The 24644-nt window shown below is 71.5% G+C and carries 22 protein-coding genes; 9 read left to right on the forward strand and 13 right to left on the reverse strand.

The window, feature by feature from the left end; all coding sequences use genetic code 11:
- Positions 1–125 precede the first annotated feature (125 nt).
- From pdxS to pgsA, 6 genes are all read right to left on the reverse strand, one after another.
- Positions 126–1040, reverse strand: coding sequence for a pyridoxal 5'-phosphate synthase lyase subunit PdxS (gene pdxS / locus LCN96_RS36945; RefSeq protein ID WP_225267057.1), 915 nt, complete (start codon positions 1038–1040; stop codon positions 126–128).
- 105 nt (positions 1041–1145) lie between these two features.
- On the reverse strand, positions 1146–2162 hold the full coding sequence (locus LCN96_RS36950) for a DUF3048 domain-containing protein (RefSeq protein ID WP_225267058.1): 1017 nt from the start codon (positions 2160–2162) through the stop codon (positions 1146–1148).
- 62 nt (positions 2163–2224) lie between these two features.
- Positions 2225–2767, reverse strand: a complete 543-nt coding sequence (locus tag LCN96_RS36955) for a hypothetical protein (protein WP_225267059.1) — start codon at positions 2765–2767, stop codon at positions 2225–2227.
- Between the two features lie 66 nt (positions 2768–2833).
- Positions 2834–3964, reverse strand: a complete 1131-nt coding sequence (locus LCN96_RS36960) for a glycosyltransferase family 4 protein (RefSeq protein ID WP_225267060.1) — start codon at positions 3962–3964, stop codon at positions 2834–2836.
- Positions 3961–4872, reverse strand: coding sequence for a phosphatidylinositol mannoside acyltransferase (locus tag LCN96_RS36965; RefSeq protein ID WP_225267061.1), 912 nt, complete (start codon positions 4870–4872; stop codon positions 3961–3963). Before LCN96_RS36965 ends, LCN96_RS36960 begins: the two co-directional genes overlap by 4 nt.
- Positions 4869–5492, reverse strand: coding sequence for a phosphatidylinositol phosphate synthase (gene pgsA, locus LCN96_RS36970; protein WP_225267062.1), 624 nt, complete (start codon positions 5490–5492; stop codon positions 4869–4871). Before pgsA ends, LCN96_RS36965 begins: the two co-directional genes overlap by 4 nt.
- Positions 5493–5636: 144 nt before the next feature.
- On the opposite strand from pgsA, the gene LCN96_RS36975 reads away from it, so the two are divergent.
- The 3 genes from LCN96_RS36975 (at position 5637) to LCN96_RS36985 (ending at position 10714) form a co-directional block, all read left to right on the forward strand.
- Positions 5637–7775, forward strand: a complete 2139-nt coding sequence (locus LCN96_RS36975; protein ID WP_225267063.1) for an elongation factor G-like protein EF-G2 — start codon at positions 5637–5639, stop codon at positions 7773–7775.
- Positions 7776–7904: 129 nt separating this feature from the next.
- Positions 7905–9461: a glycoside hydrolase family 10 protein gene (locus tag LCN96_RS36980; protein WP_225267064.1), complete on the forward strand. Its 1557-nt coding sequence runs from the start codon at positions 7905–7907 to the stop codon at positions 9459–9461.
- 83 nt (positions 9462–9544) lie between these two features.
- Positions 9545–10714, forward strand: a complete 1170-nt coding sequence (locus LCN96_RS36985) for an outer membrane protein assembly factor BamB family protein (RefSeq protein WP_225267065.1) — start codon at positions 9545–9547, stop codon at positions 10712–10714.
- Positions 10715–10721: 7 nt separating this feature from the next.
- Here LCN96_RS36985 and LCN96_RS36990 read toward each other — a convergent pair whose 3' ends face one another.
- Entirely contained in the window at positions 10722–12047 is a 1326-nt protein-coding gene (locus LCN96_RS36990; RefSeq protein WP_225267066.1) for an aminotransferase-like domain-containing protein, read from the reverse strand.
- An 89-nt stretch (positions 12048–12136) separates the two neighbouring features.
- On the opposite strand from LCN96_RS36990, the gene LCN96_RS36995 reads away from it, so the two are divergent.
- Both LCN96_RS36995 and LCN96_RS37000 read left to right on the forward strand, forming a co-directional pair.
- Entirely contained in the window at positions 12137–13039 is a 903-nt protein-coding gene (locus LCN96_RS36995) for a branched-chain amino acid transaminase (protein WP_225267067.1), read from the forward strand.
- A 257-nt stretch (positions 13040–13296) separates the two neighbouring features.
- The gene (locus LCN96_RS37000) at positions 13297–15387 is read left to right on the forward strand and encodes a hypothetical protein (protein WP_225267068.1); all 2091 of its coding nucleotides are present in this window, start codon (positions 13297–13299) and stop codon (positions 15385–15387) included.
- Here LCN96_RS37000 and LCN96_RS37005 read toward each other — a convergent pair.
- Positions 15343–15873: an HIT family protein gene (locus tag LCN96_RS37005; RefSeq protein ID WP_225267069.1), complete on the reverse strand. Its 531-nt coding sequence runs from the start codon at positions 15871–15873 to the stop codon at positions 15343–15345. The two genes, LCN96_RS37000 and LCN96_RS37005, sit on opposite strands and share 45 nt — an antisense overlap.
- Before the next feature lie 77 nt (positions 15874–15950).
- On the opposite strand from LCN96_RS37005, the gene LCN96_RS37010 reads away from it, so the two are divergent.
- Positions 15951–16430 carry an Asp23/Gls24 family envelope stress response protein gene (locus LCN96_RS37010; protein ID WP_225267070.1) on the forward strand — a complete coding sequence of 160 codons (480 nt, stop codon included), beginning with the start codon at positions 15951–15953 and terminating at the stop codon, positions 16428–16430.
- A 3-nt stretch (positions 16431–16433) separates the two neighbouring features.
- Here the strand turns inward: LCN96_RS37010 and LCN96_RS37015 are convergent, their stop codons facing one another.
- Both LCN96_RS37015 and LCN96_RS37020 read right to left on the reverse strand, forming a co-directional pair.
- Positions 16434–16859, reverse strand: coding sequence for a hypothetical protein (locus tag LCN96_RS37015; RefSeq protein ID WP_225267071.1), 426 nt, complete (start codon positions 16857–16859; stop codon positions 16434–16436).
- A gap of 105 nt (positions 16860–16964) precedes the next feature.
- Positions 16965–17972 (reverse strand): RNA polymerase subunit sigma-70, encoded by a 1008-nt coding sequence (locus LCN96_RS37020; protein WP_225267072.1) that lies wholly within the window; start codon positions 17970–17972, stop codon positions 16965–16967.
- A 167-nt stretch (positions 17973–18139) separates the two neighbouring features.
- Between LCN96_RS37020 and LCN96_RS37025 the strand changes: the two genes are divergently transcribed.
- A complete protein-coding gene (locus tag LCN96_RS37025) occupies positions 18140–18862 on the forward strand; it encodes a PIG-L deacetylase family protein (RefSeq protein ID WP_225267073.1) in 723 nt (240 codons plus the stop codon).
- Between the two features lie 190 nt (positions 18863–19052).
- Positions 19053–19256, forward strand: a complete 204-nt coding sequence (locus LCN96_RS37030) for a TM2 domain-containing protein (protein ID WP_225267074.1) — start codon at positions 19053–19055, stop codon at positions 19254–19256.
- Positions 19257–19335: 79 nt separating this feature from the next.
- Here the strand turns inward: LCN96_RS37030 and thrS are convergent, their stop codons facing one another.
- The 3 genes from thrS to LCN96_RS37045 all read right to left on the reverse strand — a co-directional run bounded on the left by thrS (position 19336) and on the right by LCN96_RS37045 (position 22901).
- Positions 19336–21300 carry a threonine--tRNA ligase gene (gene thrS / locus LCN96_RS37035; protein ID WP_397351780.1) on the reverse strand — a complete coding sequence of 655 codons (1965 nt, stop codon included), beginning with the start codon at positions 21298–21300 and terminating at the stop codon, positions 19336–19338.
- A gap of 65 nt (positions 21301–21365) precedes the next feature.
- Entirely contained in the window at positions 21366–21962 is a 597-nt protein-coding gene (locus LCN96_RS37040; protein WP_225267075.1) for a glycoside hydrolase family 25 protein, read from the reverse strand.
- A gap of 39 nt (positions 21963–22001) precedes the next feature.
- Positions 22002–22901, reverse strand: coding sequence for a TIGR03564 family F420-dependent LLM class oxidoreductase (locus tag LCN96_RS37045; protein ID WP_225267076.1), 900 nt, complete (start codon positions 22899–22901; stop codon positions 22002–22004).
- A gap of 98 nt (positions 22902–22999) precedes the next feature.
- Here LCN96_RS37045 and pgm point away from each other — a divergent pair, with 98 nt between their 5' ends.
- Complete coding sequence (gene pgm / locus LCN96_RS37050; RefSeq protein WP_225267077.1) at positions 23000–24631, forward strand: phosphoglucomutase (alpha-D-glucose-1,6-bisphosphate-dependent); 1632 nt, start codon at positions 23000–23002, stop codon at positions 24629–24631.
- Positions 24632–24644: the final 13 nt, after the last annotated feature.

A 24644-nucleotide genomic window follows, 5' to 3' on the forward strand; every position in this document is an offset into this window, starting at 1 on the left:
TCGCGGATGCCGCCTTACTTGGCAATTTCCACCGCTGTCCGGTGGCGCCCCCGCCAGGCCGCCGTGGGCCTGCCGGGAGTGATCGTCTCACGCGCCCGGCGCGATGACCTGCACCGACGCGCCGTTTACCAGCCGCGCTCCGCCAGGCGGTGCGGCTGCGGGATCTCATCGACGTTGATGCCGACCATGGCCTCGCCCAGGCCGCGCGAGACCTTGGCGATGACGTCGGGGTCGTCGTAGAACGTCGTGGCCTTGACGATGGCCGCGGCGCGCTTGGCCGGGTCGCCCGACTTGAAGATGCCAGAGCCGACGAACACGCCCTCGGCGCCGAGCTGCATCATCATCGCCGCGTCGGCCGGGGTGGCGATGCCGCCGGCGGTGAACAGCACGACCGGCAGCTTGCCGGTCTTGGCGACCTCGACGACCAGCTCGTACGGGGCCTGCAGCTCCTTGGCGGCGACGTACAGCTCGTCCTCCGGCAGCGAGGTGAGCCGCTTGATCTCGGCGCGGATCGTGCGCATGTGGGTGACGGCGTTGGAGACGTCACCGGTGCCGGCCTCGCCCTTGGAGCGGATCATGGCCGCGCCCTCGGTGATGCGGCGCATGGCCTCGCCCAGGTTGGTGGCCCCGCACACGAACGGCACGGTGAACTGCCACTTGTCGATGTGGTTGGCGTAGTCGGCCGGGGTCAGCACCTCCGACTCGTCCACGTAGTCGACGCCGAGCGCCTGCAGCACCCTGGCCTCGACGAAGTGGCCGATGCGGGCCTTGGCCATGACGGGGATCGAGACGGCGTCGATGATGCCGTCGATCATGTCGGGGTCGCTCATCCGGGACACGCCGCCCTGAGCGCGGATGTCGGCGGGCACGCGCTCGAGGGCCATGACGGCCACCGCGCCGGCGTCCTCAGCGATCTTGGCCTGCTCGGGGGTGACGACGTCCATGATGACGCCGCCCTTGAGCATCTCGGCCATGCCGCGCTTGACGCGCGCGGTTCCGGTGACGGGGGTGCTTTCTGGCGTGCTGGTCGACACGGTCATCCTCACGGGCTCTCACGGCGATTCGGTAAAGTTTTCAAGCCCATCGTAGGTCCTGGAGGACCCCTCCCCCGACATGCCAAGATGTCAGGATTCGGCCGCCGACTTCTACGGAATGACGGGCTTGCGGCTGGCGAGGGCGACCCAGACCTGGCCGGGGGCGAAGTTCATCGGCTCGCCGCTCTCAGTGGTGAACGTCGTGCCGCTCTCCTCCGATTCCCGTTCCCAGCGCGCCTTGAAAGCTTTACCGTCACGCAGCACGATCGCGGAACCCTTGCCGGTGGTGTGCACGAGCGGCGTGTAGCTGTCGTTCTTGTCGTGGAACTCCGAGCGCTCGGTCTTGGTGTACTGGACGACGATCGTCGGCGCGCCGAGCTGGCCGCCCTCCGCGGCCATGTCCTTCTTGCCGTCCTGCCAGATCAGCCACTGCTTCTTGGCCTCCGACCAGGCGAAGGTGAAGCGGGCCGCGGGCCACTTGACCGTGTACGACTTCTTGTCCACGCCGCCCTCGGCCGGGGCCTCGCCGAAGGTGAAGCCGATGTCCTTGGCCTTGCTCGCCTTGGGCGCCTTGGCGAGGAGCTGCTTGGTGTTGGCGAAGAGGTTGTAGGGGGCGAAGCGGCCGGGCTGGCGGAAGTAGGCGCCGGGGTTGCGGGTGTCGCCGACGTCGTACAGGGAGGCTTCGGCGATGAACGGCAGCATCTTGGTCTGCGCGCCCGAGTAGGAGAAGGCCGGCTTGCCGAACTGCGGCGCGATGTGCAGGTCGGAGATGCGCGCGCTGCGCACGGGGCCCACCTTGGCCGGCAGCTTGGAGGAGAAGATCGCCATGAGCCGGGTCAGGCCGGCCTCGACCTGCTCGACGTAGACGATGTCCGCGCTCTTGAGGCCGAGCTGGGGCTTGCCCGCCGCGGTGTTCTCGATCTTGACGGCCAGTACGGGCTTGAGCGACTCGTACGGCTTGCCGGTGAACGGATGGGCGTTGACCTCTTCCGGCTCCTCGCTGGGCGCCGCCGTCGCGGACGGGGCGGGCGCCTGGCCGGCCGCCGGGTCCTCCGAGGAACAGGCCGCTACGGGCAGCAGCACGGCCGCTCCGGCCAGGTAGACCGTGATCATCCGGGGTAGCCGCACGTGTAACTCTCCTCGCTTCAGCCCGAAAACGGGATGAAGCTTACTGGCTTCCCCAAATCAGGTCATTCGGTTGCCATAGCTGCGGGCGGATTGTCATCAATCTCGAAGAATTGCGGGTACTCGGTGTGCCCGGCCAGGCGGAGCGTCCTGGCGAGCCAGCGATCCTGGGCCGCGCGGGTGACCCCCACCGCGTTGTTGTAGAAGCGGCGCGAGTAGACCACCTTGGCCACCGCCGTGTCGAGCTCCTCCAGCAGCTCGCGGCCCCCGGGCGACTCCGACAGCTTCTCCCTGAACCGCTCCTGGTCCACCACCGCCCGCAGCGTCCGCGACAGGTCGCTCTCGGCGTGCTCGCGCTCCTCCGGCCCCGCCGACCTGGCCTCGTGCGCCGCCGCCGCCAGCACCAGCGAGGTGGCGGGGTCGAGCAGGCGTGAGCCGGCCAGCTCCAGCACGACCGCGCGGCGCCGCATCAGCGCGGCGTCCAGCGACTCCTGGGCCAGCTCCAGCCGGATGTGCAGGCGGTCCAGCCGCCCCGCCCGCCAGGAGATGTAGACGGCCGTGAGCACGACCACGATGCCCACGATCAGCACGATCATGGTGGATGTCACAGGTCTGCCTCCACGCGCCCGCCGCCGCCCGTCACAGGTCTACCTCCACGCGCCCGCCACCGCCCGTCACAGGTCCTCTTCCACGCGCCCCGCGCCGCTGGTGGTGACGGTCTCGTAGACGCGCACGACGTCGCGCGCCACCGTGGACCAGTCGTACTTCCTGACCGCGACCAGCGCCTCGGCCGCCAGCTTGGCCCGCCGCTCGGGCGCGTCGAGCAGCGCGGCGGCCTCGCGCGCCAGCGAGGCGGGGTCGCGGTTGACGAACAGCGCGCCCGCCTGCCCGTCGCCCAGCACCTTGCGGAACGCCGGGATGTCGCTGGCCAGCACCGTCGCCCCGGACGCCATGGCCTCGGCCACCACGATGCCGAAGCTCTCGCCCCGCGTGTTGGGCGCCACGAACACATCCACCGAGTGATAGGCGCGGATCTTGTCGGCCTCGCTCACCATGCCGAGCACGGTCACCCGGTCGCGGAGCTGCTTGGGCACCTGGTCGTAGACGTCCTTCTCGTCGCCGGGGCCGGCCAGGAGCAGCCTCACGTCCGGCCGCTCGGCCGCCAGCGTCTTGAACGCCTCCAGCAGGATCGGCAGGCCCTTGCGCTCCTCGTCCATGCGGCCGAGGAAGCCCAGCGTGCGCCCGTCGGGGCCCCAGCCGTCGAGCGGCTCCGCCTCGGTGTAGCGGGCGACGGTGACGCCGTTCGGGATGAGCACGGTGTCGCCGCCGAACTGCTCGACCAGGCTCTTGCGGGCCGCGTCGGAGACCGCGATGCGGCCGCTGAGCTTCTCCAGCGCGCTGCGCAGCAGCGGCTCGGCCACGGCGATCGCCCGCGAGCGGGTGAACGAGGCGTGGAACGTGGCCACGATCGGGCCCTTGGCCGCCCAGCAGGCCAGCACGCCGAGGCTGGGGATCAGCGGCTCGTGGATGTGCAGCACGTCGAAGTCGCCCGTACGCACCCAGCGCCGCACCCGCGCGGCCGACAGGAACCCGAACGACATCCTGGCCACCGACCCGTTGTACGGCACCGGGATCGCCCGGCCGGCCCCCGTCACGTACGGGGGCAGCTCCTCGTCGTCGGCCGCCGGCGCGATCACCGACACGTCGTGGCCCTGCGCGATGAGGGCCTGTGCCAGGTCGTCGATGTGCTGCTTGACGCCGCCCGGCACGTCCCACGAGTACGGGCAGACGATGCCGACCCTCATCGGGGTTCCAGGTCGTCGAGCCAGAGCCGCTGCAGCATGTGCCAGTCCTCCGGATGCTCGGAGATGCCCTTCTCGAACACGTCGGCCAGGCCCTGCGCCACGGCCGCGACCTTCTCCTGCCTGGTGCCCTCGGCGGGGACGGGCAGCTCGGGGTGGATGTGGATGCCCCAGTCGTCGCCCTCGAAGTAGACGATGGCGGGCAGCAGTGCCGCGCCGGTCTGCACGGCCAGCAGCGGCGGCCCCGCCGGGTACTTGGTGGCCGCGCCGAAGAAGCTGACCTCGATGCCGCTCTTGGTCAGGTCGCGCTCGGCCGGCAGGCAGACCACGCCGCCCTTGCGCACCCGTGTCGCCAGGGTGCCGAAGTTGTGGCCGTCGCCGCCGGTGAGCGGCAGCACCTCCATGCCCAGCCCCTCGCGGAAGGCCACGTAGCGGTGGAACAGCGACTCGGGCTTGAGCCGTTCGGCCACGGTGGTGAACGGGTGGCCCACGCCCACCAGCCAAGCTCCGGCCTGGTCCCAGTTGCCCATGTGCGGCAGCGCTAACACCACGCCCCGCCCGGCCGCCACGGTGTCGTGGACGTGCTCGGCGCCGATCACGTGGGTGCGGCGGACGAGCTCGCCGCGGTCCATCGAGGGCAGCCGGAAGATCTCGTGGAAGTAGCGGAAGTAGGAGCGCATCCCCGCCCTGGTCAGCTCGCGCAGCTCCGGGCTGCCGACCTGCAGGCCGGTCACCCTGGACAGGTTGGACTCCAGCCTGCGCACGGACTTGCCGCGCCGGCTCCAGACCCGGTCGGCCAGGAAGCGGAAGACCGCGGCCGTCGGGCGGTGCGGCAGCAGCGGCACGAGCTTCCACCCCGCCGCGAACCCGGCCGCCACGACGCGGTCGCCGAAGGACACCTTCTCGCTCATCTCTCCCTCGTCTGCTGGTAGACGGCCACCACGCGCTGCCCGACGGTGATCAGGCTGGCCACCGCGAGCAGCCACATGCCCACGGGCAGGATGTAAGGAACGCCGAGGCCCGAGAAACAGGCGGCGACCAGTGCCACCACCAGCCGCTCGGGCCGCTCGGCCAGCCCGACGTCGGCCGTGAGCCCGAGCCCCTCGGCCCTGGCCTTGGCGTAGGAGACCACGGCGCCGGCGATCAGGCACACGAGTGTCACCGCGGCCATCAGGGCGTCGTCGACGGAGATGAAGTACATGATCAGGCCGGCGAAGATGGCGGCGTCGGCGACCCGGTCGAGCGTGGAGTCGAGGAAGGCCCCCCAGGTGCTGCCCCCCTTCCCGCCGAGCCGGGCCACCACGCCGTCGAGCAGGTCGAACAGCACGAAGACGGTGATGGCGAGTGCCCCCCAGGTGAGCTGCCCCAGGGGGAAGAAGAGCAGGGCTGACACGACGGTGCCGAGGGTGCCGACCGCCGTGACGGCGTTCGGGCCGATCCCGCGGCCGACGAGGGCCCTGCCCAGCGGGGTGAGTATCCGGGTCATGGCCGGGCGCAGGAGTTTGAGCATCGCCGTCCGATCGTAGGCCATGACGCGCCTGACAACTTTCTTTGCCCCGCCCCCCTTGTGATATCCGCCACACGGGTATTTGGTGAACACACCGCGTCCATGCGGTTTCTTCCACCCTCCGCGCGGGCGCGGCGTTGGCGACAACCGACGACGCGGGAGGCCGATGTGGCGGAAAGAAACTCTGGTGGCGCCGTGGGAGCCGCGGGCAGGGCACCCGCGGCCGACAGGGCGGATGCGATACGCAATGTCGTGCTGGTCGGCCACTCAGGAGCGGGTAAGACGACCCTCGTCGAGCAGCTGCTGGCCGCGACGGGCACCATTCAGCGCCCGGGACGGGTGGAGGACGGCAACACGGTCAGCGACTTCGACGAGGTGGAGGTCCGGCAGCAACGGTCGGTCAACCTCGCCGTGGCGCCGCTGGTGCACAACGGCATCAAGATCAACCTTCTCGACACCCCCGGTTACGCCGACTTCGTGGGCGACCTGCGCGCGGGGCTGCGCGCGGCCGACGCGGCGCTGTTCGTGGTGTCGGCCTCTGACGGGGTGGACGGTCTCACACAGATGCTCTGGGAGGAGTGCTCGCAGGTCGGCATGCCCCGCGCGGTCGTGATCACCAAGATCGACCACCAGCGGGCCGACTTCGACGACGTGCTCGCGACCTGCCAGGACATCTTCGGCGACGGCGTCGCGCCGCTCTACCTCCCGGTGATCACCAACGGTCACGTCAACGGGCTGATCGGGCTGCTGACGCAGAAGTTCTACAACTACGCCACGGGCGAGCGCACGGTGAAGGAGCCGGGCGCGGAGTACGAGGCGCAGATCGAGGAGCACCGCGGCACGCTGATCGAGGGCATCATCCAGGAGAGCGAGGACGAGTCGCTCATGGAGCGCTACCTCGAGGGCGAGCCCATCGACACCAAGGTGCTCATCGAGGACCTGGAGAAGGCCGTCGCCCGCGGCAGCTTCTACCCGGTGCTGTGCAGCGGCATCGGCGTGGGCGCCCAGGAGCTGCTGGAGCTGATGACGCAGGGCTTCCCGTCCCCGCTCGAACATCCCATGCCCGAGATCACCGATCTGTCGGGCAAGCCGGTCAAGGGCATCACGTGCGACCCCGACGGGCCGCTCGTGGCCGAGGTCGTCAAGACCACCAGCGACCCGTACGTGGGCCGCATCAGCCTCGTCCGCGTCTTCTCCGGCACCCTGCGCCCCGACATGACCGTGCACGTCTCCGGGCACGGCCTGGCCGACCGGGGGCACGAGGACCACGACGTGGACGAGCGCATCGGCACCCTGACCTGCCCGCTGGGCAAGCAGCAGCGCTCCATCGCCAAGGGCATGGCGGGCGACATCGTGGCCGTGGCCAAGCTGTCGCGCGCCGAGACCGGCGACACGCTGTCGGAGGTCGAGCACCCGCTCCTGATGACCTCCTGGACCATGCCCGACCCGCTGCTGCCCGTGGCGATCAGGGCCAGGTCCAAGGCCGACGAGGACAAGCTGTCGCAGGCGCTCGGGCGGCTGGTGGCCGAGGACCCGACGCTGCGGCTGGAGAACAACGCCGAGACCCGCCAGCTCGTCCTGTGGTGCATGGGCGAGGCGCACACCGACGTGCTGCTCGACCGCCTGGCCAAGCGGCACGGCGTGGAGGTCGAGCGGATCGAGCTGCGGGTGCCGCTGCGCGAGACGTTCGGCGGCAAGTGCCAGGCGATGGGCCGCAACGTCAAGCAGACCGGCGGCCACGGCCAGTACGCCATCTGCCACCTCGAGGTCGAGCCGCTGCCGTCCGGCGGGGGCTTCGAGTTCGTGGACAAGATCGTGGGTGGCGTGGTGCCGCGGCAGTTCATCCCGTCGGTGGAGAAGGGCGTGCGGGCCCAGATGGAGCGCGGCGTCGTCGCCGGCTACCCGATGGTGGACGTGCGGGTCACCCTGTACGACGGCAAGGCGCACTCCGTCGACTCCTCCGACATGGCCTTCCAGATCGCGGGGCAGCTCGCGCTCAAGGAGGCCGCGGCGAAGGTCCCGACCCTGCTGCTCGAACCCGTGGACGAGCTGTCGGTGCTGGTGGCCGACGACTACGTCGGGTCGGTGATGTCCGACCTGTCGTCGCGGCGCGGGCGGGTGCTGGGCACGGAGCCGGTCGGCACGGGCCGCACCCTGGTCAAGGCCGAGGTGCCCGAGCTGGAGATCACGCGCTACGCCATCGATCTGAGATCCATGTCACACGGGACGGGCACGTTCACCCGCACGTTCCTGCGCTACGAGCCGCTGCCGCCGAACCTCGCAACCAAGGTGGCGGCCGCGGATTGAGGCCCGTGGAGAGCCGGGAGGGATATGTCCCTCCCGGCCCACCCGTTGGCTTTTGTCACAAATGTGTCACGACTTGATTTCGGTTTTCGTACCGAGCATGCCGGAGCAGCTGTCACACTGGGTGGCACTATGCGAACTGGACGCCCACTCCTAGCCGCTGCCGCCCTGGCCGTCGCCACGACGACCGCCGCCTACGTCTTCGGACCGGCGCAGAGCCCGGCAGCGAGCGAGAAGAAGACGACCGTCGCCGCACCCCCCGCTGCGGCCTGCAAGGCCGATGCCCGCTTCCCGAAGCGTGAGCTGCGCGGAGTGTGGATCGCCACGACCCAGAACATCGACTGGCCCTCCAAGGCCGGTCAGAGCATCGACAGGCAGAAGGCCGACTACGTCAAGATCCTCGACAGCGCCGCCAAGCGCCGTCTCAACGCGGTCTTCGTGCAGGTCAGGCCCGCCTCCGACGCTCTGTACAAGAGCTCGCTGGAGCCCTGGTCGCAGTATCTGACCGGCACCGCGGGCAAGGATCCCGGCTGGGACCCGCTGCCGTTCCTCATCGGCGAGGCGCACAAGCGTGGCATGGAGTTCCACGCCTGGTTCAACCCGTACCGCGCCTCCTACGGCGCCAGCACCTCGGCGCTGCCCGCTAACCACCCGGCCCGGCAGCACCCCGACTGGACCGTCAAGTACGGCGGCCGCCTGTACTACAACCCCGGCCTGCCGGCCGTGCGCGACCACGTGACCAAGGTCATCACCGACGTCGTGGACCGTTACGACGTCGACGGCGTGCACTTCGACGACTACTTCTACCCCTACCCCGTGGCGGGGGCGAAGTTCGACGACACCGCCGCCTTCCGCAAGTACGGCAAGGGCGACAAGCTCGCCGACTGGCGGCGCGGCAACGTCAACAAGCTCGTGGCCCAGGTCGACGAGGCCGTGCACGCCTCCAAGCGGCACGTGAAGTTCGGCATCAGCCCGTTCGGCATCTGGCGCAACAAGGCCCAGGATCCGACGGGGTCGAGCACGTCCGGCATGTCCGCGTACGACTCGATCTACGCCGACGCGCGCGCCTGGATCAAGGCCGGCACCGTCGACTACGTGCTGCCCCAGCTCTACTGGCCGCGCGGCCACAAGCTGGCCGACTACACCACGCTGACGCGCTGGTGGGCCAACGAGGTCAAGGGCAGCGACGTGCAGCTCTACATCGGCCAGGGCCTCTACCGGGTCGGCGCCAAGGACGACAGGGCCTGGCTCAAGCCCGGCGAGATCGCCGCCCAGGTGGGCGTCAACCGCGCCAGCAAGCAGGTCGACGGCGCCGTCTACTTCAGCGCCAAGAACCTGGTGGCCAACCCGCTCGGGTCGATCGACCGCCTCACCAAGACGCACTACAGCCGCCCGGCCCTGCTGCCGGTGCAGGGCTCGCTCGGCGGGTCGGCCCCGGCCGCTCCCGCCGGCGCCAAGGCCGAGGGCACGAAGCTGTCCTGGCAGCCCTCCCAGGGAGCCCGGGCCTACGCCGTCTACCAGGTGCCCAAGTCCGGCAAGGACTGCCACACCACCGACGCGCGCAACCTGGTGGCCGTGGTGAGCGACCCGTCCTACGCGGTGCAGTCGGCGGGGACCTATCTGGTCACCTCGCTCGACCGGCTGCACCACGAGAGCAAGGCGGTGAAGGTCAAGGTGGACGCGGTCTAGCCAGCGCGTGACACAGGAAGGCCGGTCGATTCTCGACCGGCCTTCCGCCACTTTCCCCGTCTTTTTCGGCCATGCTGGGGCCTATGCGGCTGATCCACTTCCTGTCCTGCGCGCTGGCCAGTGTGCTCCTGCTGGGCCTCATCGGCCTGCCGGGGGAGATCATCACCTCGGCCGGAGGCGCCGCGCAGCCGTGGCGCCCGGCGGGACGGGGGACACCGCCGATCGACGTCGTCGGCAGGGTCTCCGCCGCCAGCACGGTCGTCGGGGACGTGGCGGTGGCCGGGCGGTGGGAGCTGACCGGCGACAGCCTGTCCGGCGAGCGGATCGGTGACGGCGCCACCGTGTGGACGTACCGGAACGCCTGGGGCGACGACCTGGTCGGCCACCCGGCGCTGGACGACCGCAGGCTCGCGGCCGTCTGGCGGGACGGCCGGGTGACCTCCATCGACGTGACGGACGGCCGCGTCGTCTGGCAGACCGACATACCGCCGGGCCCCGGCCACGAGGCCAACCGGGCCTACGACGAGGAATGGGGCGCTGCCTGGGAGATCACCGTGGCCCGCCACGGCTCCGTCCCGGTGCTGGTGATCCTGCACGAGGGACGTTTGGACGTGCTGGACGGCCGTACGGGGGCGATCCGCTGGTCCTACCCGCCCGCCTCGACCGGCACCTGCCAGGCGCCCGGCTCGGCCCGCGGCGTGGGCGAGGTCGTGCTCGTCTTCGGCAACTGCGCGAACCCGGGCCCGCAGCCCGAGGTCGCGCTCAGCGCCGCGGACGGCAGGCCGCTGTGGCGTTTCGACGGCGGCGAGCTGTGGCACGCCCGCGACCTCGGCGACGGCCGCCTGGCCTCCGTGGATGAGAAGGGCCGGCTCAACGTCCGCGCGGCCGGGGACGGCAAGATCGTCTGGCAGACTACCTTGCCGCGCCGTGACGACAGCCCCGCCGGCGAGGAGATGGGCGTGGCGGCCGGGCTGCTGACCGTGCGGACACGGACGGAGGTGTCCGCCTACCGGATCGCCGACGGCGGCCTCGCCTGGCGCCGGGCCATGAAGGACGCGTGGAGCGACACCGTGCTGACGGACGGCACGCACACCTACGTGGCCGAGGACGCCGGCACGCTCCTCAAGCTCGACGCCCGCACGGGGCACCTCGTCGACCGGCACCGCTTCGAGTCCGACATCAGCCCGAGCTGGATGCGGGACGGGCTGGCGGGGATCAGCGTGCTCCACGGTGACGACGTGGTGGTCGGCTGAGGCCCCGTCATCTCCCGTAGGCCCGCCAGGCCAGGGCCAGATCCGCGAACGCCCGGTCCAGCAGGTCCGGCGGCAGGGCGAAGCTGAGGCGCAGCCGGTCGCGGTGGCGGCCGTCGGGGGAGAACAGGGAGCCGGGCGCGACCGCCACGCCGTGCTCGCGCGCCACGGCCGCGAACCGGTCGGTGTCCGTGCCGGGCAGCCGCACCCACACCGACAGCCCGCCCGCCGGGCGCGTCCACGTCCACTCGGGCAGGTGCGCGGGCAGCGCCGTCAGGCAGTGCTCCCTGCGGCGGGCCAGCTCGGCCAGCCAGGGCGCCACGGGGTTGCGTTCGAGCAGGTCGGTGGCCAGCCGCTGGGCGACCGCGCTGGTGGCCAGGTCGGCGTCCACCTTGGCCTCGGTCAGCCTGGCCAGCAACGGCTCCGGTGCCGTCAGCCAGCCCACCCGCAGCCCGCCCCACAACACCTTCGACAGGGACCCGACCGTGACCGTCCCGTACGGATGCGCGGCCGCCAGCGGCTCGGGCGGCGGCACGCCGTCGTACACGAGGGCCGCCAGCGCCCGGTCCTCCACCACCGTCACCCCGGCGTCCGCGGCCAGCTCGGCGACGTGCCGCAGCGGCGGCACCGCACCGGTCGGGTTGTCCACGCCGGCCACGTACACGACGGCGGGGCGATGCCGGGCCAGCGCCCCCTCCACGGCGGCCGGCGAGGTGAGGTCGGCGGCCACCACGTGCGCGCCCGCCCGCCGGAACACGCTCAGCGCGCCCCCGTAGGCCGGATCCCCCACCAGGACGCGGTCGCCCGGCCGCAGCAGCACGCGGGCGGCCAGGTCGATGCCCTGCTGGGCGCCCGCCGTGACCAGGACGTGCCTCGGGTCGGCGCCCTCGGCCCCCGCCAGCACGGTCCGCAGCCGGGGGTCGCCCATCGCGTCGTAGCCGTGCCCGCTGGGCGCCCTCAGCAGGTCCGCCGGGTCGAGCGGGGGCAGGGTCAGGTGTGACGGGTCGGGGACCACGGAGGTGGACAGGTCCGCGCGTACGGCGCCCGCCTGCAGCAGCCCGCCGAAGGACGGCGTGCCGAGCACGTACGTGCCGCTGCCGTGCCGCCGCTCGCACAGCCCTTCCTCGCACAGGGCGTTGAACGCCGCCGCCACCGTCCCCCTGCTGACGCCGACCGCCTGGGCCAGGTCGCGTTCGGAGGGCAGGCGGGTGCCGGGGCTGATGAGGCCGGTCTGGGCGAGGTCCGTGAGCGCGCCGGCCAGCCGCCGGCTGGGCGGGCCCTGGTGGAGCCGCAGCCGGTCACGGACGAGTGTGACGAGGGTGTCTTCCCTTCCCATAGCCACCATTATCCCGATACTGTGCCACTCGCCGCGCAATTGGCCCATCGAACTGACATCGAGCCGGGCCACTGGAGGAAGGAGTGCGGGTGGAGGAGGCCAAGTTCATCTGGATGGACGGCGAGCTGGTGCCGTGGGGCGAGGCCCGGGTGCACGTGCTCTCGCACGCCCTGCACTACGGCACCGCCGTCCTGGAGGGCACCAGGGCGTTCGAGACGCGCGAGGGGCCCGCCGTGTTCCGGCTCGACGACCATCTGCGGCGGCTCCTGGTCAGCGCGCGGATCATCGGGCTGGCGATGCCGTATCCGCTGGACGAGCTGCGCGAGGCCACGCTGCGCACCGTGGCCGCCAACGGCCGCCCGTCCTGCTACATCCGCCACCTGGCGCACCGCGGCTACGGCGAGATGGGCATCGCGGCGCGCGGCTGCCCGACCACCGTGTCCATCGCCACCTGGGAGTGGGGCGCGCTGCTCGGCTCCGGCGTGCGGCTGATGACCAGTTCCTGGCGGCGCAACGACCACACGATCGTGCCCACCGCCGCCAAGGCCACCGGCCCCTACCTGAACTCCGTCCTGGCCAAGCACGAGGCGCTGGACGCCGGCTACGACGAGGCCGTGCTGCTGAACGCCGCCGGTCACGTCAGCGAGTGCACCGGGGCGAACCTCTTCGTCGTGCGCGACGGCGTGCTCGCCACCCCGCCCGACAGCGCGGGCGCGCTGGCGGGGCTCACCCAGGACACCGTGGAGCGGCTGGCCGCCGACCTCGGCGTGCCGGCCGTCAGGCGGGAGCTGATGCGGTCCGACCTGTACGCCGCCGACGAGGTGTTCCTGTGCGGTACGGCGGCCGGCGTCGTGCACGCGTCCTCGGTGGACCGGCGCGAGCTCGGCGACGGGCCTGGACCGGTGACGGCCCGGCTGGCCGAGGCCTACGACGCCGTGGTGCACGGCAGGGACGAGCGCTACCGCCACTGGCTCACCCCGGTGTCCGCCTGAGCCGCGGCGATCGCCGTCCGGGATCACCGTCCGGGATCACCGTCCGGCGGACGGACCGGGACGGCGCGATCACCCGCCAGGCGGGCGGGCCGGGGCGGGGCGATCGATCCGCGCGATCGCCCTCCGGCGGGCGGAAGACGGCCTCCCGCACTCCCGGCGCATGAGAGGGTAGTCGCGTCTGGTGGCGCCGGAACATGACCTAGCACTACCTAGCTCGGCCGTGCCACAGAGCTCTGCGATCACGGGAGGTCATCGGAGTGAGGCGCGCGCTGGTCATGCTGGCGATGCTGGCCGTGCTGGTCGGTCAGGTGCTCATCGGTCCCGCCTGGTCCGCCGGCCCCGCCGGGGCGCAGGCGCAGGGGGGCCGGGTGGCGCTCATCGGGGTGCCCGGCCTGCACTGGAACGACCTCACCCCGTCCGGCACCCCGCACCTGTGGGCGCTGGCCGGATCCAGCGCGATCGGCTCCCTGTCCGTCCGCACGGTCGGCAACGTCACCTGCCCCTACGACGGGTGGCTCACCGTGTCGGCGGGCACCAGGGCGGCGGTCGGCTACGCGTGCGGCGCCCCGCCGAAGCCGGAGGCCCGGGGCGCGGGCGCCGTCATCCCCGACTACCGCTACCTGATCGACGTGGCCGGTCAGCGCACCGCGGGCACGCTCGGCGAGTCGCTGAAGGCGGCCGGGCAGTGCTCGGTCGCGATCGGGCCCGGCGCGGCGCTGGCGCTGGCCGACCAGCAGGGCGCGGTGGGGCGCTACCACGCCTCGCCGCTCCAGGTCACCACCGCCGACCTGGAGCAGTGCCGGATGGTCGCGGCGGACGTGGACGACCTGGTCGCGCCCTACCTGGCGGGCGAGCCCGACCGGCTGCCCAAGGTGGCCGACAAGCTGGCCCCCGCCGCGCGCCGCGAGGCGCTGCGCCAGGCCGACGCGAAGGCGGGCGCCCTGCTGGCGGCGCTGCCCGCGGGCACGACCGTGCTGCTGGCGGGCCTTTCGGACCACGGCTCGGTGCCGCACCTGCGGGTGGCCGCGCTGCGCGAGCCCGGCGCCGAGGGGCGGCTGCTGGGCGCGGCCTCCACCCGCCGCGACGACATCTCGATCCTGACCGACCTGACCGCCACCGTGCTCGACAAGCTCGGCGTGGCCGTGCCCAGCACGGTGGTGGGCGCGCCGCTGCGGCTGGGCGAGCAGGGCGCCACCGTCGAAGGGCTGAAGAGCGCCGACGCCACCGCCCAGACCATGCGCTCGGCCAAGGCCGCCTACTTCACGGCCCTGGCGGTCTTCCAGGTGCTGTTCTACGTGCTGGCCTTCCTGCTGCTGCGCCGCCGCAAGGGCCTGCCCTGGGTCCGCCGCGCCGCCGTGGCGCTCGCCGCCCTGCCGGTCACCTCGTTCCTGGTCAACCTGCTGCCCTGGGACAGCCACCTGGAGCTGTTCGGCGGCATGGCCCTGTGGTGGGCGGCCATCACGGCGCTGGCGCTGGCCGGGCCGTGGCGGCGCAGGCCGCTGGGCCCGCTGGCGGTGGTCGCCGCGATCACCGCGCTCACGCTCGTCGGCGACCTGCTCACCGGCACCACGCTCCAGCTCAACAGCTTCATGGGCTACAGCGCCGAGCAGGGCGCCCGCTACTTCGGCCTGGGCAACATCCCGTTCGCCCTGCTGGCCACCGGCACGCTGCTGGCCACCACGGTCATCGCGCACCGCTGGCCGGGCAAGGTCGGGGTCGGCGCGATCGTGGTGCTGGGCGCGTTCGCGATGGTGCTGGGCGGCTCCGGGATGGGCAGCGACTTCGGCGGCGTGATCGCGTTCGTGCCGGGCATCGCGGTGACCGCGCTGATCCTGTCGGGCAAGCGGGTCTCGCTGGTGAAGCTGGGCGCGTTCTGCGTGGCGGGTGGCGTGATCGTGATGGGCTTCGCCTGGCTCAACTACCTGCGGCCGCCCGCGGAGCAGTCGCACCTGGGCCGGTTCGTGGGGCAGGTGCTGACCGGAGAGGCGATCGACGTCATCTGGCGCAAGTTCCTGGCCATGATCTCCACCCTGGCCAACCCCAACCTGATGCCGATCGTGATCGCCGCCGTGGCGTTCCTCGTGTACGCGATCCTGCGGCCCGAGCAGGCGTCGGCCGGGGTCGTGCCCGCGGCGTTCGAGCACTCCCCCGCGCTGCGTGCCGGGCTGATCGGCACGCTCGTCAGCGGCGTGGTCGGCATGCTGGTCAACGACTCGGGCGCGGCCGTGCTGTCGATGGCGCTGGCGCTGGCCGTACCGCTGCTGCTGGCCACCGGCATCGGCGCGCTGCGGCGCGAGGGCGGGTCAGCCCCAGGCGTCGGCGAGCAGCTGGCGGGTGTCGCGAAGTAGCTGCGGCAGCACCTTGGTCCTGGCGACGACCGGCATGAAGTTGGTGTCGCCGCCCCACCGGGGCACCACGTGCTGGTGCAGGTGGGCGGCGATGCCCGCGCCGGCGACATGGCCGAGGTTCATGCCGACGTTGAAGCCCTGCGCGCCGCTGGCCTTGCGCAGCGCCCGCAGCGACTCCTGGGTGAACGCGCCCAGCTCCGCCACCTCGGCCGCGTCGAGCTCGTCGTAGTCGGACACGTGCCGATAGGGCACCACCATCAGGTGACCCGAGTTGTACGGGTACAGGTTGAGCACGGCGTAGACCGTCTCCCCCCGCTTCACGATCAGGCCGTCCTCGTCGCTCATCTTCGGGATGGCGTCGAACGGGCAGCCGTCGCCGGGGCCCGTGCCGGTCGGCTTGTTCTCGCCCTTGATGTAGGCCATCCGATGCGGGGTCCACAACCGTTCGAAGTTGTCGGGTGCCCCGGCCCCTGCCTGATCGTGCATAACTAGCAGCATAGGACCCCGGACAAACGGGGTCCTCTTCCGGCACAATCCTGAGCACCCGCCAACAGGAGGCCGCGATGAGTGAAGCCTTAGCCGAGCAGTCCGCACCGCCCGCCGATCCGCCCGCCCCCTCCTACATCGAGGGGCCCACGGCAGGCGCGGTGGTCAAGGGCCGGATCAAGGTCGCCGACGAGGTGGTCGAGAAGGTCGCCGCGCTGGCCGCGCTGGAGGTGGCCGGGGTCGCCGACATGGGCGGCGACCTGGCCAGGGCCTTCGAGTCCGTCCGCGACCGCATCGGCATCGGCTCGCGCCGCGGCACCCAGGGCGTCAGCGCGCAGATCCAGGACCGCCAGGTGGCGGTGAGCGTGACCATCGTCGTCGAGTACGGCCACGTCGTCATGGACGTCGCCGCCGAGGTCAAGACGAACGTCGCCAGGAGCGTCAGCCGCATGCTCGGCATGCGCGTCATGGAGGTCAACGTCACCGTGGACGACGTCCGGCTCCCCGGCGAGGGCCGGGCCCCCGCCGAGGAACTCGACGACGGGGAGCCGGGCTGAGGCTCAGCCCACCCGCGTCATGTTCGACTCGTAGCCGCCGCCACCGGGGTAGACCCAGGCGCCGGTGACGCTCGCCCCGTCGGCGCTGAACGTGCCGCGGTAGTAGGCGCCCGAGTCCTTCTTGTGCGCCCAGATCGTCAGCGTGTCACCCTCGACCTCGTAGACGTAGGCCAGGGTGCTGCCGTCGCTGTCGAAGTACCAGGAGTGCACGTCCTGGCTGGGCTCCTCCGCCCCGTACGGCCGCTTCCTGCCGATGAACTCCGTGCCCTTGACCGTGCCGCCCTCCTGCGTGAGGTCCACGTCCTGGATGAGGAAGTGGCCGCCCTCCATCCAGCGGTAGGTGACGGTGCCCGCGGCGGCGCCGGTGACCTTCCAGGTGCCGACGAGGCGGTCCAGGGCCTTGAGCTTGGGGTCGTTGTGCTCGGTCATGGCGGAATTCCTCTCTAGTGGGTGGTCGTACGGCCGTATGACGGCGCGGCGGCGGGAAAGGAATCGGTCCGGTTCGGAAAATCTCCTTTCAAGGTCCGGCCGGGTTCACAGCTCGGCGGGGAGGCCGAAGGCGGCGTGCAGCTCGGCCCCGAACGTGGTGATCTCGGCGATCAGGCCGCCCTCGACGCGCAGCACGTCGAGGTTGACCGCCGTGTAGCGGTCCTGCCCGGGGCGGCGGACGTAGTTGGCGACGGCCGGCTGCCGGTTGGCGCGCGTGGCCAGCGCCCGCCACTCGCCCCATGCCTCGGGCCCGGTCATGACCGGGCGCCACATGTCGAGGATGGCCCGCCGCCCGTCGAACACCTGCGAGTCCGGCGGCATCGTCTGCCGCGCGTCCTCACGCAGCAGCGCCGCCAGGGCCGACAGGTCGCCCGCCACGGAGGCCTCCATGTAGCGGCGCAGCACGGCCCGCTCCTGCTCGCTCGGCGCCGTGGCCGGGCCCCACTGCGCGCGCCGGGCGGGCAGGTGCATGCGCAGCGTCGCGCGGGCCCGTTGCAGCGCGCTCTTGACGGCCGCCACGCTCAGCTCCAGCGCCTGCGAGGTCTCCTCGGCCGACCAGCCGGCCACGTCACGCAGGATCAGCACCGCCCGCTGACGCGGCGGCAGGTGCTGGATCGCGGCCAGGTAGGCCAGCTCGATCGTCTCCCGCTCCACGGCCACCGCCTCCGGCCTGGCCTCGCCGGGTGCGGCCAGGTCGAGCAGCCGGTCCGGGTACGGCTGCAGCCACGGCACCTCCGCGAACGGCGACCGCGGCTCGCCGCCCACGCCGACCGTGATCTCGCGGGAGCGGGCGGGGCCCGACAGCAGGTCCAGGCAGGCGTTGGTGGCGATGCGGTAGAGCCAGGCCCGCAGCGTGGAGCGGCCCTCGAAGGTCTCCCGCCGCCGCCAGGCCCGCATCATGGTCTCCTGCACCATGTCGTCGGCGTCGGTGTACGAGCCGAGCATCCGGTAGCAGTGCACCCGCAGCTCGTGCCGGTGCCCTTCGACCAGCTCCCCGAACGCGGCCTGCCCGCCCTGCCTGACGACCGCCACGGCCTCGCTCTCGTCGCCCACGTCGCCTCCCTGGCCCACGTGCCGCCTCTGTTCCGCCCTGCCGTCCTGGCGCTCCCCCGGGGTTGCTCTCCTGGCGCAAGCGTCGCACGTGCACCCGCCCGCCGTGAAGTACACCCCGCCGACGGGCCGCCGGGCCGCCGGGCCGACGGGGTGTCAGGATGGCAGGCATGACGGATCAGTTGAAGCCCATGCCGGACGACTGGCAGCGCGCACTGGCCATCGTGGCTCACCCCGACGACCTCGAGTACGGCTGCGCCTCCGCCGTGGCCGTCTGGACCGACGCGGGACGCAGCGTCACCTACCTGCTCGCCACCAGGGGCGAGGCGGGCATCGACACCCTGGAGCCGGCCAAGGCGGGCCCGGTGCGCGAGCGCGAGCAGCGGGCCAGCGCCGCCGTGGCCGGGGTGACGGAGGTGGAGTTCCTCGACCACCCCGACGGAGTGATCGAGTACGGCGTCGCGCTGCGGCGGGAGCTGGCCGCCGCCATCCGCAGGCACCGCCCCGAGCTGGTGATCACGCTGAACTACGAGGACACCTGGGGAGGCACGTACTGGAACACCCCCGACCACCGCGCGGTCGGCCGGGCGGTGATGGACGCGGTCGGGGACGCCGGAAATCGCTGGATATTTCCGGATACGGAGGCCGAGCCCTGGAACGGCGTGCGGTGGATCGCCGTCGCCGGGTCCGACACCCCCACCCACGCCGTGGACGTCACCGACGGCCTGGAGCGGGGCGTGCGCTCGCTCCTGGAGCACCGCGCCTACATCGAGGCCCTCACCGACGAGGACCCGGAGACGTACGCCCGCACACTCATCGAGGGATTCGCCCGGGAACAGGGGGAACGTTTCGGTGGTCGCCCCGCGGTGACATTCCGCCTTTTCCCCCGCTAATTCCACAAAAGCGGATACTGCGGAATTATCAGCGTATTGGCGGCTATTAGTCGCATCCGCTGAAAAGCGTCTGCGCAGAGCCGGGGAGCTTGCTAGGGTTTCGTGCCCTGCGGATGATCCTTTCCGCAGAAGCCGGTCGGGCGCGGCAGATCAGGCGCCCGGCTCACCCCTCACGCGAAAGGCATTCCCCATGCAGAAGTCCTGGCTCGCCGCCGTCTTACTCTGCTTCTTCCTCGGTGTCATCGGCGTGCACCGCTTCTACGTAGGCAAGATCGGGACCGGCATCCTGATGATCGTCACGCTCGGCGGTTTCGGCGTCTGGGTGCTGATCGACTTCATCATGATCCTCATCGGCAAGTTCACCGACAAGCAGGGTCAGCCGCTGGCCAAGTAAGGCGCCGACGGAAAGCGGGCCGTGCCGTACAGGCACGGCCCGCTTCCGCGCGATCGGTCGCGAAAACTCCGCGGCGCTCTCAGACCTGGACGCGGCGCTCGACGGCGTTGACGATCTCGGCGATCGCCTCCTCCACCGCGACGCCGTTCTTCTGCTCCCCGTTGCGGTAGCGGAAGGACACCGCGCCGTTGGCGATGTCGTCGTCGCCCGCCAGCAGCATGAAGGGCACCTTGGCCTTCTGCGCGTTGCGGATCTTCTTCTGCATCCGGTCGTCGGCCGCGTCGACCTCGACCCGGATCCCGGCGGCCCGCAGCCGCTTGGCGACATCCTGCAGGTAGGGCACGTGGGCCTCGGCGATCGGGATGCCCACCGCCTGCACCGGGGCCAGCCAGGGCGGGAAGGCGCCGGCGTAGTGCTCGGTGAGCACGCCGAGGAAGCGCTCGACGGAGCCGAACAGGGCCCGGTGGATCATCACCGGGGTCTGCCGGGAGCCGTCGGCCGCCTGGTATTCGAGGCCGAAGCGCTTGGGCTGGTTGAGGTCGAGCTGGATGGTGGACAGCTGCCAGGTGCGCCCGATGGCGTCCTTGGCCTGCACCGAGATCTTGGGGCCGTAGAAGGCCGCGCCGCCCGGGTCGTCCTTGAGCGCCAGGCCGGACTCGGTGGCGACCTGGCGCAGCGCCTCGGTCGCCTCCTCCCACTCGGCGGGGTCGCCGATGAACTTCTCGGAGTCGTCGCGGGTGGACAGCTCCAGGTAGAAGTCCTCCAGGCCGAAGTCACGCAGCACGCTCAGCACGAACCGCAGCAGCGACTTGATCTCGTCGGCCATCTGCTCGCGGGTGGTGTAGATGTGCGCGTCGTCCTGCGTCATGCCGCGCACGCGGGTCAGGCCGTGCACCACGCCCGACTTCTCGTAGCGGTAGACGGAGCCGAACTCGCACAGCCGCAGCGGCAGCTCCCGGTAGGACCGCCCGCGCGCCCGGTAGATCAGGTTGTGCATCGGGCAGTTCATCGGCTTGACGCGGTATTCGGTGCCATCAAGCTCGAAGGCGGGGAACATGTCGTCGGCATACCACGGCAGGTGACCGGAGGTCTCGAAGAGCGAGCTCTTGGTCAGGTGCGGCGTGTTGACGAACTCGTAACCCGCCTCGGCCTGCCGCCTGCGCATGTAGTCTTCCATCTCCTTGCGGATGATCCCGCCCTTGGGATGGAAGATCGGCAGGCCGCTGCCCAGCTCCGGCGGGAAGCTGAACAGGTCGAGCTCGGCGCCCAGCTTGCGGTGGTCGCGCTTCTCGGCCTCCTCGAGCAGCTTGAGATACTCGTCCTGCTTGTCGCGGGACTCCCAGGCGGTGCCGTAGATGCGCTGGAGCTGCGGGTTCTTCTCGCTGCCCCGCCAGTACGCGCCGCCGGAGCGCATCAGCTTGAACGCCGGGATGGACCGGGTGGAGGGCACGTGCGGGCCCCGGCACAGGTCCTTCCAGCACAGCTCGCCGCTCTTGGCGTCGAGGTTGTCGTAGATGGTGAGCTGCCCGGCCCCCACCTCGACGCTCTCCTCCTCGGCCGCGCCGCCCTTGAGCCCGATCAGCTCCAGCTTGTACGGCTCGGCCGCCAGCTCCTCGCGCGCCTCGTCGTCGCTGACCGGCCGGCGGGAGAAGAGCTGCCCCTGCTTGACGATCTCGCGCATGCGCTTCTCGATGCGCTTGAGGTCGTCGGGGTTGAACGCCTGGGCGACGTCGAAGTCGTAGTAGAACCCGTTCTCGACGGGCGGCCCGATGCCCAGCTTGGCCTCGGGGAACAGCTCCTGCACCGCCTGTGCCATGACGTGCGCGGTGGAGTGGCGCACGATCGCCCGGCCCTCTTCGCTGGAGATCTCGACGGGCTCGACCACGTCGCCGTCGGCCACCTGGTGGGCCAGGTCGCGGGCCTCGCCGTTGACCCTGGCGGCGATGACGGTGCGGCCGTCGGCCTCCAGCGCCTCCCCGGCCGTCGTGCCGGCCGCGACCACACGCTCGGCTCCGGCGAGGGTGATGCGTAGCTCGGCTGACACGGTGACTCCTTGAAGATCGCGCTCGATGCCCGGCACCGAGGCAGTTCGACGGTAGGCACCCGATGCTATCGCGGGTCAAAGCCCAGCTTTGTCAGCTGCTGCCGGGTCCCGTGGAAGAGGTTGCGGTCGATCGGGCTGTTGGCGTACTGGTGGATCGTCCACTCGCGCCAGGGCCTGGGCACCGGCGGGTTGCCGCGCGGGCTCTCGGGGCTGGCGATCCAGAGAGGGTGTTCGGCCAGCCCGGCGCAGTGCCCGCCGCGGGCGAACGCCTGGAAGGTGTAGATGAAGGGCCGCACGCCCGTGTGCCGCTCGACGTGGTGGCACCAGCGGCGGGCGTACCTGGCGACCTGCTCGGGGCGCAGCCCGTCGTTGGTCTCCAGGTCGAGCGCGATCAGGTCGCCGCGGCGCAGCCCGCCCGCCGACCTGATCACGCCCAGGAAGTGCCGTGCCTGCTCGACGGGGTCGCCCTTGGGCCGGGCGAAGTGGTAGGCGCCGCAGACGATCCAGCTCTCGCGCATGCCGTTCCAGTTGCGCGCGAACCACTTGTCGGTGTAGTCACCGCCCTCGGTCGCCTTGGCGAAGGCGAAGGCCACTCCCGCCTCCGCATGGCCGGCCCAGTCGACGGTGCCCTGCCAGTTCGACACATCGATGCCTTGTAGCACGCGCTTCACCTTGCCGGATTTTATGGAGATGTGCGCGGATCAACCCTTCGCCGCGCCGATCAGCAGGGCCCGGGTGCGTTCCCGGTTGGCGAACGTGGAGCCCACGAAGTCGGTCACCCCCGCCTGCTTCAGCTCCTCGAGCCTGGCCAGCACGGTGTCCTCGTCGCCGACGATCGCCGCCTCACCCGGCGTGGCCGCCCCCTCCCTGTCGAGCATGGCACGGTAGGAGGGGAGCTGGCCGTAGACCTTGAAGATCTCGTCGGCTCTGGCGACGGCCGCGGCGCGATCGTCGGTGACGCTGATCGGCAGCGCGCAGACGATCCTGGGCGCCTCGCGCCCCGCCTCGGCCGCGGCGGCCCTGATGGTGGGCGCGATGTGCTCGGCGACCGTCTTCGGCCCGGTCATCCAGAGCACGGTGCCGTCGGCCACGGTGCCGGCCAGCTTGAGCATGCGCGGGCCGAGCGCGGCGACCAGCACGGGGAAGCCCGCGCCCGGCCCGGTGAGCCGCACGTTGGCCTTCAGCGTCTCGCCCTGGAAGTCCACCTGCTCGCCCCGCGAGGCCGGGATCAGGACGTCGAGGTACTCCTTCATGTGCCGGCCGGGACGCTCGAAGCTGTAGCCGAACATGTTCTCGATGACGACCTTGTGTGACAGGCCGATGCCCAGCGCGAACCTGCCGCCGAGCGCGGCGTTGGCGGTCATCGCCTGCTGGGCGAGCGCGGCGGGGTGGCGCGGGTAGGTGGGCACGACGGCGGTGCCCAGCTCGATGGGCGGGGCCTGGACGCCGGCCGCGGTCAGCGCGGTGATGGCGTCGAGCCCGAAGATGTGGGAGAGCCAGGCGGAGGTGAAGCCGTCCTCCACCGCCTGGGCGATCTGGTCGCGCAGACCGCCGATCGCGTCGGATCCCTGAGGTTCGGCGAGGAAACATCCGTAGCGCATAGGAACAGAACTCCGTTCTGGTGACTGACGCGAATGTATCTCCCCACACCGCAGTGCGCTCACCCGCCGGGCCGCAGTGCATTTGTAAAGTGACCTACATGACGCATGAACGCGCGGGACAGCCCGCCAGGCCCTCCGACCTGGTCGACGTCGCCAGGCTGGTGACCTCCTACTACGCACTCCACCCCGACGCGGGCGAGGTGGCGCAGCGGGTGGCGTTCGGCACGTCCGGGCATCGCGGGTCGTCGCTGAAGTCGGCGTTCAACGAGGACCACATCGTGGCCACCAGCCAGGCCATCTGCGAGTACCGGCGCTCCGAGGGCACCGACGGGCCGCTGTTCCTGGGCATCGACACGCACGCGCTGTCGGAGCCCGCGCGGGTGTCGGCGCTGGAGGTGTTCGCGGCCAACGACGTCGAGGTGCTCATCGACGCGCGCGACGGCTACACCCCGACGCCCGCCGTCTCCCACGCGATCCTGCGGCACAACAGGGGCCGCACGAGCGGCCTGGCCGACGGCGTGGTCGTCACCCCGTCGCACAACCCGCCGGCCGACGGGGGCTTCAAGTACAACCCGCCGCACGGCGGCCCCGCCGACACCGACGCCACCGGGTGGATCCAGGACCGCGCCAACCGGCTGCTGCACGACGGGCTCAAGGGCGTGCGCCGGGTGCCGTACCCGGCGGCGCTGTCCCGGGCCGGGCGTTACGACTTCCTCGGTACGTACGTGGACGACCTGCCCTCGGTCGTCGACCTCGACGCGATCAGGTCGGCCGGCGTGCGGATCGGGGCCGACCCGCTGGGCGGGGCGAGCGTGGCCTACTGGGGCGAGATCGCCGAGCGGCACGGGCTGGCGCTGACCGTGGTCAACCCGCTGGTGGACCCGACGTGGCGGTTCATGACGCTCGACTGGGACGGCAAGATCCGGATGGACTGCTCGTCGCCGTACGCGATGGCCTCGCTCATCGCCGGCCGCGACACCTACGACATCGCCACCGGGAACGACGCCGACGCCGACAGGCACGGCATCGTCACCCCCGACGGCGGGCTGATGAACCCCAACCACTACCTCGCCGTCGCCATCGACTACCTCTGCACCCACCGCGACGCCTGGCCTTCCGACGCGGGCGTGGGCAAGACCATGGTCAGCAGCGGGATCATCGACCGGGTCGCCGAGTCGCTGTCGCGGCGGCTGTACGAGGTGCCGGTCGGGTTCAAGTGGTTCGTGCCGGGGCTGCTGGACGGCTCGCTCGGGTTCGGCGGCGAGGAGAGCGCGGGGGCGTCGTTCCTGCGCCGTGACGGCTCGGTGTGGTCCACCGACAAGGACGGCATCATCCTGGCGCTGCTGGCCTCGGAGATCCTGGCCGTGACCGGCCGCTCACCGAGCGCCCGTTACCGCGAGCTGGTCGAGCGGTTCGGCGAGCCCGCGTACGCGCGGGTGGACGCGCCGGCCACCCGGGAGGAGAAGGCCGTGCTCGGCAAGCTGTCGGCCGAGCAGGTGACGGCCGACACGCTGGCCGGCGAGCCCGTCACGGCGGTGCAGACGTCGGCGCCCGGCAACGGCGCCAAGCTGGGCGGGGTGAAGGTCTCCACGCGCAGCGCCTGGTTCGCGGCCCGGCCGTCGGGGACCGAGGACGTGTACAAGATCTACGCCGAGTCCTTCAAGGGCCCGGACCACCTGGCGGAGGTTCAGGAGGAGGCCCGCTCGCTGGTGTCGGCCGCTCTGCGCTGAGCCACCGCGGGGC

Source organism: Nonomuraea gerenzanensis (genome assembly GCF_020215645.1).
Classification (GTDB): Bacteria; Actinomycetota; Actinomycetes; order Streptosporangiales; family Streptosporangiaceae; genus Nonomuraea; species Nonomuraea gerenzanensis.